This window comes from Treponema putidum (genome assembly GCF_000755145.1).
Taxonomy (GTDB): domain Bacteria; phylum Spirochaetota; class Spirochaetia; order Treponematales; family Treponemataceae; genus Treponema_B; species Treponema_B putidum.
This window is the reverse complement of the sequence record NZ_CP009228.1, coordinates 135,230-149,670: the sequence shown is the minus strand read 5'-3', so window position 1 is coordinate 149,670 and position 14,441 is coordinate 135,230. Positions and strand designations below refer to the sequence as shown.

The window sequence follows — 14,441 nt, the reverse complement described above, 5'->3', positions numbered from 1 at the left end:
TTTTTGTGTATAATGCTTCTCTTATGAAAAACCGAAATCAGGACGGGCATATAAATAAGCTCATCGTAAAGGGTGCCCGTGAACATAATTTAAAGAACATTGATGTGGAGCTTCCGCGAGATAAGCTCATCGTTATATCAGGCCTTTCAGGATCGGGAAAAAGTTCCCTCGCCTTTGACACCATCTTTGCCGAAGGACAGCGCCGTTATGTCGAATCTCTTTCGGCCTATGCGAGGCAGTTTTTAGGCAGAATGGATAAGCCCGATGTAGACTACATCGAGGGGCTTTCGCCTGCTATTTCTATCGAACAAAAAACCACTCACCGCAATCCCCGCTCCACTGTCGGAACGGTTACCGAAATCTATGACTATTACCGCCTCCTTTTTGCCCGTATAGGACATGCCCACTGTCCTTCTTGCGGAAAAGAAATTAATGAGCAGACGGTTGACCAGATTATAGACACGATTATGAGCTGGCCGGAAGGAACCCGCGTTCAAATTCTCGCTCCCATTATAAAGGGAAAAAAGGGAGAACACCAAAAGATAGTGAGTGATGCTATCGCCGCCGGTTTTGTGCGTGCCCGTATAGACGGCCTTCTTGTAAACCTCGAAGACGGGGTAAAGCTCGATAAACAAAAAAAACACACAATCGAAATAATCGTAGACAGAATTCAGCTGTCGAAGGATGTGCGGAAACGCCTTTCGGAATCGGTGGAAACAGCCTTGGAAAGTTCCGGCGGAACCCTGCTTGCTACAAGGCAGGACGATAAGGATTCTCCCGTAACCGAGGTTTTCTTTTCGCAAAAAAATGCCTGTTCTGATTGCGGTATTTCGATGCCCGAATTGCAGCCCCGCCTTTTTTCTTTTAATAACCCGATAGGGGCCTGCCCCGAATGTACGGGACTCGGAATGACTCAGCACTTTGACCAAGACCTGATAGCCCCCGATAAGAGTCTTTCGTTTAATGAGGGCGTTTTCGTTCCGTATAATCCCGAATCCGATTGGAACAGGGTGCGCTTTGAAGCCCTCGCCGCCCAATTCGATTTTTCTCTTGATACGCCATTGAACAAGCTCCCCAAAAAAATACAGACCATCATTTGGGATGGATCGGGCGATACGAAGATTCAGTTTTCTTATACGGCTAAAAGCGGATCGGGGAAATATTCTTATAACCGCCCTTGGCCGGGCATAATGGCCGACATGAACCGGAAATATAACGAATCCTACTCGGCTTCTATCAGAGAATATTATGAAAAGTTTATGTCGATAAAGCCCTGCAAAACCTGCGGAGGAATGAGGCTTAAGCCCGAAGTGTTGGCAGTAACCGTGGGCAATAAAAACATTCATGAGCTTACCTGCCTTTCCGTAGGGGATTCTATCGATTTCTTTGAAAAATTGAAGTTAACCGAAACGGAAGAACACATAGCCTTTCAGATTTTAAAAGAAATTAAGGCCCGCTTGGAATTTATGAAAAATGTCGGTCTTGACTATTTAACCCTCGAAAGAAAGGCTGCAACCCTTTCAGGCGGCGAGGCTCAACGCATCAGGCTTGCGACCCAGATAGGTTCAAGCTTGATAGGCGTTCTCTATATTTTAGACGAGCCTTCGATAGGGCTTCATCAAAGGGATAACCAAAGGCTGATTGATACCCTTTTGTACTTGCGTAATTTGGGGAATACCCTCATCGTTGTAGAACATGACGAGCAAACCCTCCGCACGGCCGACTACATTGTTGACCTCGGTCCGGGTGCAGGCGTTCACGGGGGAAATATAACGGCCCAAGGTACGCCTGATGAAGTTTCAAAAGTAAAAAACAGTTTAACGGGTCAATATCTTGCAGGTACGCTTAAAATGGATATTCCTAAAGAAAGGCGGAAGGGTAACGGAAATGCCTTGGAGCTTTCAGGGGTGAGTGAGCATAATCTAAAAGATGTTTCTATAAAAATTCCTTTGGGGGCCTTTACCTGTATTACCGGAGTTTCGGGTTCTGGAAAATCCACCCTTTTAACCGATGTTCTGTATCCGGCAGTTTCAAATAAGATTATGCGCTCCTCTATTCCCGAAGGGGCCTATAAAAAACTGAGCGGCCTTGAGCACATAGACAAGGTTATCAATATCGATCAAAGCCCCATCGGGAGAACACCCCGCTCAAACCCTGCAACCTATGTAGGTGTTTTTACGGGGATAAGAGATTTGTTTGCAAGCCTTCCCGAATCGAAGGCAAGAGGTTATAAGCCCGGCCGCTTTTCGTTTAATGTAAGGGGCGGAAGGTGCGAGCATTGTCAGGGCGACGGAACCCTCACAATCGAGATGAACTTTTTGCCCGATGTTTATATAGCCTGCGATGTTTGCCGAGGGAAAAGGTTTAACAAGGAGACCCTCGATGTCCGCTATAAGGGAAAAAATATTGCCGATGTTTTGGATATGACCATCGAGGAAGCTTCGGAATTTTTTGCTCCCATTCCTCACATTGCCCGAAAACTTCAAACCCTCTTATCGGTCGGTTTGGGTTATATAAAGTTAGGCCAATCGGCTCTTACTCTTTCGGGCGGAGAAGCCCAGCGGGTAAAACTTGCAAACGAACTTGCCAAACGTTCTACAGGCAAGACCCTCTACATTTTGGATGAGCCTACAACGGGCTTACACTTTGCAGATGTCAAGCAGCTCATGCAGGTTATTCATCGCCTCATAGATCAGGGAAACACCGTCATTATGATTGAACACAACCTTGACGTTATCTTACAGGCCGATAAGATTATCGACCTCGGCCCCGAAGGCGGAACCAACGGAGGACAAATCATAGCCGAGGGAACGCCTGAAGAAGTAGCAAAGATAAAAAAGTCCTATACGGGATATTATATAAAGGAAATGCTTGAAAGAGTCAGGTAAGACGGAATAATGAAAAAAGCTTTGCAGGGTTTAATCTTTTTTGTATTTCTCTTTTCGGTATATGCTTTACAAGCTGAGGAAAATCCCGAAAAAAAGCCGGAAGAGAAAACGGAAAAAACAATAAAAATTACGATTAACTCTGCAGAACTTACCGAGTATGTAAAGGTTCCGTCAGCTCCCATAACCGAACCGATTGATAAGGCCTCTAAACCTGAAAGCGATGAATCTAAACCTGAAAGTGATGAAGCAAAACCTGAAAAAGAAAAAAAAGATGAACTGATTATTTTTACCGGCTTTGTTTCAATTTCCGTTTCGGATGAAACTTCTATTTCGACAATTACTGCCGATAAAATAATTCATAATAAAACACGTGAAACCTTGACTGCAATGGGTAATGTTGTTTATACCCGAAAAATCGGCTCCGATGAAGGGGAAAGTTTTAAGGGAGATGCTTTAATCTTTAATATAAAAAAACTTGAAGGAGTTTTTGTTGATGGGATTATCGAACAGGCACCGGTAAAAAAAAACAAGACCCTTTTAGAATTCACACGGGTCTTGCAGGAAGGAATGAAAGCGGTGCAATAGCTTTTAAGGATGCCCTGCTTACCACCAGCAAAGAAGAATACCCCTTGTGGTCTATTCGGGCGAGCCGCCTTTGGATTTTACCCGGAAACGAAATGGCTTTTTTTAACGGTTTTTTGTCGGTAGGAGTTGTACCCATCATGTACTTTCCTTTTTTTTATTATCCGGCTGATGAGATGCTTTTTCACCCTGTATTCGGTTTTAAAAATAGGGAAGGTGCTTTTGTACAAACTACTACCTATATTCTGGGGCGTAAGCCTGCACCTAAAAGCGATGAGGCGACTTCGTTTTCTAATTTTATGCAAAGCGATACGGTAAAAAAACAAAAGCTGGAAGGTTTGTTTTTTAAAAAATTGGATGAGCCGGCTTCCGATACCGGAGGTTCGTATTTAAAACTGATAGCGGATGCTTATTCGGGGCTCGGTTATTTGACAGGCCTTGAAGGAAAATTTACTCCCAAAAAAGGATATGTAAAACAAATTGATTTTCACGGTCTTTTAGGTTTTTCTTATACCCTGTATCCTAGAACCGGTCTTTTGTTTAGCCAATATGGAGATGCCGGTAAAGAAAGAACTATAAATAAGGCAAACCTTTTCGGTACAATCGTGCCTTTCAGATATAATTTTAGCTTTAATGTGAGCATGACAAAAAGTCCGTTCAATGTTTCGGTTTTATTTCCGTTTATTTCCGATCCTTTTTTTAAAAAAGATTTTATGGGCAGGAGCGAAGATATGAACTGGTTTAAATATTTTTTAAACAAGGATAAGCTGGCAGCTGCTGAAGATACTACATTAGAAAATTTTTATTCATGGAAGGTAGACGGTTCAATCAATCCTAGCTTTTCCGTATTAAAACCTTGGATAAGTTATATGTCCCTTGAAGCTTTTTCAGGGAAGGTTAATTTTGAATCCAAAAAAAATGAAAGCCTTAGCGGAAGCGATGCTTTATATGCTCCCGACAGATTATTTTATTACCCCAAAAATATTTTGCCCGAATTAAGGGTAGGTCTTGGAGGTACTCTTTTTTCAACATCTATGTTGTCTCAAAAAAAAGACAGTCATTCGCAAAAAAATGTAACAGGTATTAAAAACCCTTTTGAAGAAGCAGACAACGGTAAAAACGATAAAACAACGAATAAAGATGAAGCTCCGGCTTTTTCCGGCGATCTATTTCCTGCATATAAAATTGACGGTGTAAAAACAAATCGTTTTTCGAATTTAATAAACTACGATTTAACCTATAAACTAAACGGCTTTGCATCTCAAGATATAATTTTTAATCATAAAGATTGGAAAAAGCCTTTTGATATTAGCTGGTCTGATTTTTATTCAGCCTATTATAAATTAAGCGGGCAGGCTAAAATTGACAGCCGGCTTTCGTATAATCAAGGTTTTCTGAATTTATCCAATTCAATTGAGTTAAACGGAAATAATCAAAAACATATATTCCATAAGGACAAGAGCGATCTTGATAAGGTTCAATTAAATAATTATAAATTAAATGTGTATACCCTAAATAATTCAAACAGCTTAAAACTCAGCCCGTTTATTTCCAATGATTTATTTAAACCGTCCTTTATTGAATGGTCTATTTCCGAAACCCTCCTTCAAAATAAATTTATCGGAACTGTTGACAAGCCTGAATGGGAAACTGTTCCGGCAAAATGGGATAAGGAATATATTAAGACTCATGTTGCATCTGCGGGTTTTGGAATCAATTTAAAAAATTATACTCAATTGATTACCACATCTATGAATTTAGCCCCTCTTTTACAGTCTTATTCCTTTTCAGGAAGTTTTGCCTTTCCGAATGGAAAACTTAATATGACTATAAAATTATTTGAAAAAGAAAATACTGCAAAAAAATGGTTTTGGGATACTTTTAATACGAATTTAAATTTATCCTTTCCGTATAATATTTCTTTAAACCAATCCTATGTTTACAATATTGAAGAAAAAAGAAGTGAAAAGTATGCGGCATCTTTTTCTTGGAAATATGTATCTGCCGTTTATGCAATGAGTTATGATACACCATATGAATTAATTCCGGGTACAGGTTGGCAAGCATTAAAAGATAAAAAATTTATTCCCCGCTCTTTGGATATAAATTTTTCAAATTCATCAAAACCGTTGGATATTTATGCTTGGAAGAACAGAATAAAATTAATGGTTTCATTTGATTCCTCTCTTAATTTTAATTTGATAAGAGTAACGGATTCATCTTTTTCATTTTCACCTAAGCTAACTTTTAAAATACATGAATTTTTAGATATAAGTTTTAGTGCCTCTTCCCGTAATGATGTTATTGCAAGATACTTTCAAGATTCACTTAATCTTCCTATTGTTATCCCGGGTGAAAAAAATATGTTTAAAGATTTAGTCTACTCTTTTTATTTTTGGGATGAAAGAATGAGAAGACAATCAGGTTTTAAATTAAAGTCTCTTAACTTTGATTTGACTCACTATTTAAAAGATTGGATAATGAAATTTTCTTATTCGGTAAAACCTATTCTTCGTGAAACTTCAGGAAAAAAATATTATGAGCTTAAACCTACAATAACCTTTTTAGTTCAGTGGAATCCGATAGGAGATGTTAAAGTACAAACAAAAAAAGAAAACGATGTTTTTTCGGTAACAAGCGGAGAGATAAAATAGAGGTTTAAAATAAACACTTGATTTCTATGCCCTTGATTTTCTTTTTTTTATGGTATATACTCACAGCATTATGGAATTTACAAATGAATTTATCGAAGGCCTCAGTGTAAACGAGGCCGATATTATGAAGAAGATTGCGGAAGAATTAGGTATAAAACTTACTCAAGTTTCTGCAGTTATAAGTTTGGTCAATGAGGGGTGCACCATCCCATTTATTTCCCGTTATCGAAAAGAAATGCACGGTTCTCTTGATGAAGTTCAAGTCAGGGATTCAGACCGCCTGTTTAAATCTTATACAAATTTGGAAACCCGCCGCCTCGAAATAGTGCGGGGTATTTTTGCTGCCGGAAAATTAACCGATGCTCTTTATGAAAATATAATGAAGGCCGGTACCCTCACCGAGCTTGAAGATATTTGGCTTCCCTTTAAAAAGAAAAAGAAGACCCGCGGTATGCTTGCCGTTGAAAGAGGCTTACAGTCCTTAGCTGATTTAATGAAAGAGCTTGAAGCCGCTCCCCTTGAAGAAAGGGCTAAAGAATTTATTGTAACCGATGCCGAAACTGAAGAGCTTAACGTGCCCACAGCCGAAGATGCTCTTCAAGGCGCTGCCGATATAATTGCGGAAGAAATTTCTCAGGATACCGAAAACCGTAAAGCCGTACACGATTATTTTATAAAGACGGGAAAATTTCAAGTTAAGGGACTCGGCGATGAGGATGCTGCTAAAACTTCCGTGTATCAAATGTACTGGGACTATACTGAAAACTTAAACGAAATAAAACCGCACCGAGTTCTTGCGATTAACCGAGGAGAACGGGAAGGCGTTTTGGAAGTAAAGATAGATGTCAGCATAGAAGATGCAATTTCTCTTTTACAAAATAAGTACACCATAAATAATGATTACCATAAAGAAGCCATAGCCGACGGTCTTGTGCGTTTACTTGCTCCCGCCGTTTTACGTGAAATCCGAAGCGACCTCGCAGACACGGCTGACGAACACGGCATAAATATTTTCAGCGAAAACTTAAAGCATCTTTTGATGACTCAGCCCATCAAGGGAACAAGGGTTTTAGGTGTTGATCCCGGCATAAGGACTGGTACTAAATGTGCGGCTCTCGATGAGACGGGAAAATATCTAGGCTCCTTTGTGCTTTACCAACATAAGGCAGATGAGGCTAAGTACTTGCTATTGGAAGCCGTTAAAAAATACAATGTTCAGCTCATAGCTGTCGGTAACGGCACGGGTTCTCACGAGGTGCAGGAAATAGTTTCTGCTGTTATCAAAGAATCTTGTCCCGATGTTTTATTCACTGTAGTCGATGAAGACGGCGCTTCCGTTTATTCTGCAGGTGATGTCGCCCGCGAAGAATTTCCCGATTTGGACTTAACGATAAGAGGGGCAATTTCTATCGGAAGAAGATTACAGGATCCTCTTGCAGAGCTTGTAAAGATTGATCCCAAGTCCATAGGTGTCGGCTTATACCAGCACGACTTAAACCAAAAAAAATTAAGCGAAGAGCTTGATGCAGTTGTAGGTTCCGTAGTAAATAATGTAGGAGTAAACTTAAACACTGCAAGTGCTTCTTTGTTAAAATATGTTTCGGGTGTAAGTTCTTCTCTTGCAAAAAAAATTGTTGCCCGCCGTGAAGCCGAAGGGATTTTTACGGATAGAGAACAATTAAAAAATGTGAGCGGAATGGGACCTAAGTCCTTTGAGCAGTGTGCGGGCTTTTTAAAAATTCCTGAAAGCTCTAATCCTTTGGATAATTCTTGGGTTCACCCCGAAAACTACGAGACCGGAAAAATCATCTATGATGTAATTCATAAAAATGAAGAAGTTTCAGGCGAGCTCCGGAACGAAATAAAAACAAAGTACAATATAGGAGATCAGACTATAAACGATATTATCGAAGAACTAAAAAAGCCTAACCGTGACCCGCGTGAAGATTGTCCTAAACCCATCATGCAGCAAGGTGTTCTTCAATTTGAAGACTTAAAAGTCGGAATGACCGTAAAGGGAAAAATCAAAAACGTAGTGGACTTCGGTGCTTTTGTCGATTTGGGAATTAAAGAAACAGCCCTTTTGCATATCTCTGAAATGAGCGATTCTTTTATTTCGGATCCGCTTGAGGCTGTAAAGGTCGGCGATATTGTAGAGTGTAAAATTATTTCACTTGACGAAGACCGCCGCCGAATTTCTTTAAGCCGAAAAACAGGAGATGGAAGTGCCGGCGGCAAAGCCCATGGAGCAGCCCGCCTTACTGCAAAGCAAAAGGCTGAGGTAAAAAAACTTGTCGTAAAAACAAAAGATGGAAAAACTCTTACCGTTAAAACCTCTGCCGGTAAACCGGCTTTACAGGAGGGAAAAGAGCTTGCCGAAAGAGGTGAAAGAAGTCCGGCTGCAAGGGGAGAAAGAAATCCTGCTCATAGGGGTGAAAGAAAGGTCGGTGAACCCCGCTCCCGCAAAGATGATGACGGTACTAAATACAATCCCTTTGCAATCTTATTACAGGGTAAAAAATAAATTAAAGAGGATCCTCTAAAAACATGATTCTTTAGAGGGTTTTCTTAAATAACCGCCGAAGTCCGTTTGCTTAGGCGGTTTATTTTTTATGTGCAAAATAGAACCTTGCCATTTCTTTATCCGTAATTAAGATATGATTAAAAAGCCAATCCCGCAAAAAACGTACAAAAGTATTTGGAACAAATGGTTTTCCGTTGCGGTAATCATTGACTGATTGCAAAATCTCTTTTACAAAATCTTCGTGATTTTGTTTATGTTCTTTAATGTTCGGATAATTTATTTCTTCCATTATTTTTTCTTCATCTTTAAAATGAATCATTACATATTCTACAAGTTCCTTCATCACCTGTTTAAATTTTTCTTCTAATGCCCCTTTTTCGCCTAGGCAGGCATGATACAACTCGTTTATAAGCTCTACCAATCTTCTGTGCTGTTTATCTACTTGTTCTATTCCTAAATCATAGCTGGCATCCCAGGCAACAAAATCATCCATAAAAACTAACCTCAAACGTAATTATCGGCATTATATTTATTTACTTTATCGTAAGACTTGACCTCAGATTAAGCCACTTTTCAAAAGTCTTAACGGTTTTTATTCTGTCTTGTCTTCCCAAATCACGTTCTGCGCCCAGCAAAAGACTTGCGAGAATGTCGTTTCCTCTTATATCGCCGAAACCGGCTAAATTCTCTTTTGACTGAATAAAAAAACATATCGGGAAAAGAGCTATGTTTTCCGAAAACTTTAAATCTTTTTCATTTAATACGGTGTATGTACCTTCCTTTAATCCCGTAGGTAGAGGCATCTCTTCTGAAATGACAAAAAAGGCACCCGAAAAAGCGTTAGGATTTTTATTGTAATAATCACAAAGAGTTTGAACATACGGGCCTTCTGCAATCAAAAATATTTCGGTTTTTTCAAAAAAGCCGGTAAGTTTAGACAAAGTTTGTAATAATTCCTTATCTTGAGAATTTCCGTCAGACATATCTTTATTTTTTAAAATGGAATTTAATACCGTAAAAAAAAGCTCCGAATGTTTGATCCGGTATTTATATCCGGTCTTTTTAGGCAGGGATAGACTTGCAATTTTATAGCCTTCATCTAAAAGATAGCGGTCAAAGGTTCCTATGCTTTCCGAAATGGGGAAGGGCGGAACTATGATAATTGCTTCTTTTTCGTTACGGCAAGGTTCGGGTTTGTAATAAAATCCGGCTGCCACTTCATTGTCATCGGCAATAAAAGAAATTTTTTTTGCCTCGATAACGGAACTTACAATGGGATACTCCCTTTCAGGCGAAAAATAAAAAGCTGAAAAAAATGAGGCCCCTAGAAGGAGCAGCACAAAAATTCTTAACAAAATCGAAGGAATTGTGTAAAAATTATTAGGAACTTGCCTTAAAAACATTACAAATCTTGCAAATTCTGTTATAATACAGATTATGACTATTAGTGCTGTGGGAATTAGTGAGAAGATTAAGCCCTGTCCTATAATTGTAAATATTAAAACTATTAAAGAGACAAAGGGTAAAAGCGGAATTGCGTTGGCTGTTTTAAGAGCTTTTGAAAACGGACGAATCAAAGGTAAAATCAACAAAATTAAAACAAGTATTTCGCCGACAAAAAAATCAGACATAGAACCCTCACAAATACAATTTAAGGAGCTTATATGACAGACGGTGCTGCAGAAAAATTAGACCTCAACGAACTGGAATTTTCTTTTCCCGAATCTAAGATTAGGGAGTTAAAAAATAACGGAACCGGCTCAACTATAGTTGGTCAGAACCGTGCTCTTAAGGCAATAGAACTGGGTCTCGGTATAGAGGGCGAAGGCTATAACATCTTTGTTATGGGTGCGCCCGGAACAGGCCGAAGAACCGTTATATCATCTCTCTTGCAGAATTATAAACCAAATTCTACAAAACTTCAAGATATAGCCTATGCTTACAACTTCGGCCGCCCGATTGAGCCCATCGCTTTATTTTTTCCTCCAGGTGAAGGGAACCTGTTCCGCAAAAAGATAAAAAAAGCCGTGGGGAAGATTCATACTCAAACTCTTGCCCTCTTAAAGTCTGAGGTCTTTTTAGCCGAGCAGAAAAAAATCGTTACTAAAACCGATAATGAAGAAAATCTTCTTTTGATGGAATTTGAATCCAAGATGCTTCATATTGGGTTTAAGGTATTGCAGATAAAGGATGAAAACAATCAATCCTTAGACTTAATTCCTATCATAAAGGGAAAAGAAATATCTTTTAGCGAGCTTCAATCCAAAGCTGCCCGAAAAAAATTCAGCGAACAAGAACTTGCGGCCTTGCGCGAAAAATACTATGCTTCCCTCGATGAGATGTCCGAGCTTTTTTCTATTCTACGGGATAAAAGAATTGAAATGGATGAAAAGCTGATAAAGCATCAAAAAGATTCCATTATGCCGATAATTAAAGAAGCGCTCGAGCCTTTAAAGATGTTAGTTGAGTCCTACAAAACAAAATCCGGTAACCCGAAACAAATAGAAGATAATAAAAAAATACTTCTATTTTTAAAAAAAGCCGAAGACGATCTAATCAGCAGAATGAATATCTATAGTTCCGAATTTAAATCTTCGAGGGTAAAGAAAAATTTTTTCGGGCGTTACCTTATAAATCTTATTTGTGAAAATAATAAGGATAAAAATTATGTAATAAATGAGAACCTGCCGAGTTTTACAAATTTATTCGGCACGATAGAATCTCATTCCGATTCGGATGCTCCGGAAATTAACGGACATTTACGCATAAGAGAGGGTGCAGTCCACAGATCCTTCGGCGGCTATCTTATAGTGCGTTTGCACGATTTACTTGAAGAAGACGATTCATGGTCTTATTTAAAAAGAGTTTTGCAGTCGGGAAAAATCGAAATACAGATGCCTCCTTCGGGCAACCATACTCCAAGCGTTTTTAAACCTGAGGCTCTTCCTGCAAATTTTAAGATAATTATAATAGGAGGAGAATACACTTATGATATTCTTTATCAAGAAGATCCGGACTTTTATAAACTCTTTAAAGTTTGTGCGGAATTCGATTCTGTCATGCAAAAAAACGATAAAAATATCGCTTCCCTAATTCATTTGACCGAACACCTTTGTAAAGAAAAAAAAGCTCTTAACTTTGATGATTCGGGATACAGCCGCTTAATTTCCTATGCTTCGGAGCTTGCAGGCTCCCGCCATTTACTTACGGCTCAATTCACTAAAATTTCCGACCTTATAATCGAAGCCGATTTTAATGCAAAGCAGCAAAAAAAGGATACCATTTGTGCAGGCGTATTAAACGATACAATCGAAAAGAGACGCTATCTTCATGCCTTGCCGGAAGAAAAATTTGCCGAGATGGTTCAGTTGGGCGAAATTCTGATAGATGTTTCCGGTACAAAACTTGCAAAAATAAACGGTCTCGCTGTAGAGGAGCGAGGCTATCATTCTTTCGGCGTACCCGTTTCGGTTACGGCTCAAGCCTCGCCAGGTACGGGAGGCATTATCAATATAGAAAGAGAAGCCGGGCTTTCGGGAGAAATCTATGATAAAGCTCATCTTATAATAACCTCGCTTTTGAGAGAAAAATTCTCGAAAGATATACCTCTTTCAATTTCTGCCAGTATTTGTTTTGAGCAGTCCTACAGCTACATTGACGGAGATTCGGCCTCATGTGCCGAATTCTTGGCTCTTATTTCTGCAATAGGCGGTTTTGAGATGAGGCAGGACATAGCCGTTACAGGCAGTCTAAACCAGCATGGTATGGTTCAGCCCGTAGGAGGCATAACCGAAAAAATAGAAGGCTTTTTTAACACGTGTAAAATATTGGGCTTTACCGGCACCCAAGGGGTTATGATTCCGGTCAGCAATAAAAACAACTTGTTTTTATCTAAGGATGTTCAAAAAGCCGTAAAAGAAGGTAAGTTCAATATTTGGACAATAAAGACAATAGACGAAGGAATAAAACTTCTATCCGGTCTTCAAGAAGAAATGTATACGTGGATGATTTCTCAAAGGCTTGAAGAGTTTTATAAAAAGGTCAATGAAATTTCTTTGAGGAAAAATTAAGATGCCACAAACTTATTCCGTCTATGAAATTACTTTACAGATAAAAGAGCTTTTGGAATCCGGTTTCGGATATGTTTCGATTGAAGGAGAAATTTCAAACTTCCGGCCATCGGCAGCGGGGCATCTTTATTTTACGTTAAAAGATGAAAAGGCTTCAATTCAGGCTGTTATGTTTAAGGGAAAAAGCCGCTCCCTCGGCTTTGAACCAAAAGACGGTCTGACTGTAAAAGCTGAAGGATCAATTTCGGTATATGAGCAGCGCGGTTCTTATCAAATTATCATAGAAGCTATGAGCCTCGCAGGCGAGGGAAATATCTTAAAAATGCTGGAAGAACGCAAGAAAAAACTTGCTTCAGAGGGCATTTTTGATTCCGAAAAAAAGAAGCCCTTGCCTTATTTCCCGAAACTCATTGCCGTAATTACAAGCCCCACGGGAGCCGCCGTTCGGGATATTATAAATGTAGTAAAAAGAAGGAACGAAAAAATTGACATAGTTGTTCTTCCTGCAATCGTTCAAGGTGATGAGGCTGCCCCTGCCTTGATTAAGCAGCTAAAAATTGCCGATGATAAAAAATTAGGCGATGTTATCATAATAGGGCGGGGAGGCGGTTCTTTGGAAGACCTTCTCCCGTTTTCGGATGAGGCCCTTGTCAGGGCAATAGCCGCCTGCAAAACCCCTGTTATTTCTGCGGTAGGTCACGAAATAGACTGGGCACTCTCCGATTTTGCAGCCGACATGAGGGCTCCCACTCCTTCTGCCGCCGCAGAGCTGGCCGCTCCCATTTTAAATGATATTATGTACTCCATAGCCGTAAATCGGGAAGACCTTACACAAAATATTGAAAACCGCATCGAAAGGATAAGGCTCATGCTTAATAATTTTAAGCCCGATTCCTTGGAGCTTAGGTTTAGAAATATTCAGCAGCCCCTTCTTGCAAGATTTGATAATGCAAAGGAAGAAATTCTATCCGGCATGCAGGAAAAATGTAAGGAACTTAGGCAAAGGCTTTTAATTTTAAACAAAATTTTGGAAGGGGCAAATCCTCAAACTATTTTGGACAGGGGCTACTCCATTGTCCGTAATGCCCAAACAGGAAAAACTATCCGCTCCTTTTCTCAAGTTAAAGATGGCGAAAGCATTTTAATTAAGCCTTCAAAAGGAATAATAGAGGCAGAGGTAAAAAGAGCAATGAGTTAAAACTCAATTTATCTCTACAGCAAGAGCATTCTTATTCCGATACAATAAAAAGAGCTGATTTTAAAAGGCGTTGATTTTAAATTATGGAGGTTCTTATGAAAAGAACTGTAGGTCTTGTAGTATTGCAGATTGCATTAGCTTTCTTTTTGATTGTTGCGGGAATATTGGGGCTTATCCGCTCCTCTGCAGGGGAATTGGGACAGGCTATATCTCTTTTGGATGTTGTTTTTAAAAGCCGGACAATAACAACGGTCATTATAATAACCTTGGCAGTAGCCGAACTGATTGCAGGCGTGTTTTTGATTGTAGAATTTTTTTCTGGCGAAATTCGCTTGACCGGTATAATTCTAATAGTTTTTATGATTTTATGGATTGTAAATATTGTATTAATAGATATTATTGGCCCGATAAACGGTAATATCTTTACAAGTACAATGTCCGTATTAAATTATCTTTCTCAGCTTTCAAGGCACCTAATGATTCTAGGTGCTATTATTGCAGTAAAGGATAAAAGCCGAGTTTAAG

The 14,441-nt window shown here is 39.3% G+C and carries 9 protein-coding genes; 7 read left to right on the top strand and 2 right to left on the bottom strand.

All coding sequences use genetic code 11. The features are described 5' to 3' along the window. The first annotated feature begins 23 nt into the window (after positions 1–23). From uvrA to JO40_RS00650, 4 genes are read left to right on the top strand one after another with little or no spacing between them, the layout of a single operon-like run. Positions 24–2,888, top strand: coding sequence for an excinuclease ABC subunit UvrA (gene uvrA / locus JO40_RS00660; protein ID WP_044979645.1), 2,865 nt, complete (start codon positions 24–26; stop codon positions 2,886–2,888). A 9-nt stretch (positions 2,889–2,897) separates the two neighbouring features. Beyond that, positions 2,898–3,473 (top strand): hypothetical protein, encoded by a 576-nt coding sequence (locus JO40_RS14300; RefSeq protein WP_245608939.1) that lies wholly within the window; start codon positions 2,898–2,900, stop codon positions 3,471–3,473. A gap of 44 nt (positions 3,474–3,517) precedes the next feature. Beyond that, positions 3,518–6,124 (top strand): LPS-assembly protein LptD, encoded by a 2,607-nt coding sequence (locus JO40_RS00655; protein WP_245608938.1) that lies wholly within the window; start codon positions 3,518–3,520, stop codon positions 6,122–6,124. Between the two features lie 49 nt (positions 6,125–6,173). Further along, the gene (locus JO40_RS00650; protein ID WP_173402610.1) at positions 6,174–8,648 is read left to right on the top strand and encodes a helix-hairpin-helix domain-containing protein; all 2,475 of its coding nucleotides are present in this window, start codon (positions 6,174–6,176) and stop codon (positions 8,646–8,648) included. A 79-nt stretch (positions 8,649–8,727) separates the two neighbouring features. On the opposite strand, the gene JO40_RS00645 is transcribed toward JO40_RS00650, so the two are convergent. After that, positions 8,728–9,141, bottom strand: coding sequence for a bacteriohemerythrin (locus JO40_RS00645; RefSeq protein ID WP_044977374.1), 414 nt, complete (start codon positions 9,139–9,141; stop codon positions 8,728–8,730). Between the two features lie 40 nt (positions 9,142–9,181). Beyond that, on the bottom strand, positions 9,182–10,279 hold the full coding sequence (locus tag JO40_RS00640) for a hypothetical protein (RefSeq protein ID WP_044977372.1): 1,098 nt from the start codon (positions 10,277–10,279) through the stop codon (positions 9,182–9,184). 33 nt (positions 10,280–10,312) lie between these two features. Between JO40_RS00640 and JO40_RS00635 the strand changes: the two genes are divergently transcribed. The 3 genes from JO40_RS00635 to JO40_RS00625 all read left to right on the top strand — a co-directional run bounded on the left by JO40_RS00635 (position 10,313) and on the right by JO40_RS00625 (position 14,440). Then, complete coding sequence (locus JO40_RS00635; protein ID WP_044977371.1) at positions 10,313–12,718, top strand: Lon protease family protein; 2,406 nt, start codon at positions 10,313–10,315, stop codon at positions 12,716–12,718. A 1-nt stretch (position 12,719) separates the two neighbouring features. Continuing rightward, positions 12,720–13,916: an exodeoxyribonuclease VII large subunit gene (xseA, locus tag JO40_RS00630; RefSeq protein ID WP_044977370.1), complete on the top strand. Its 1,197-nt coding sequence runs from the start codon at positions 12,720–12,722 to the stop codon at positions 13,914–13,916. Between the two features lie 95 nt (positions 13,917–14,011). After that, positions 14,012–14,440, top strand: coding sequence for a hypothetical protein (locus tag JO40_RS00625; protein WP_044977368.1), 429 nt, complete (start codon positions 14,012–14,014; stop codon positions 14,438–14,440). Position 14,441 lies beyond the last annotated feature (1 nt).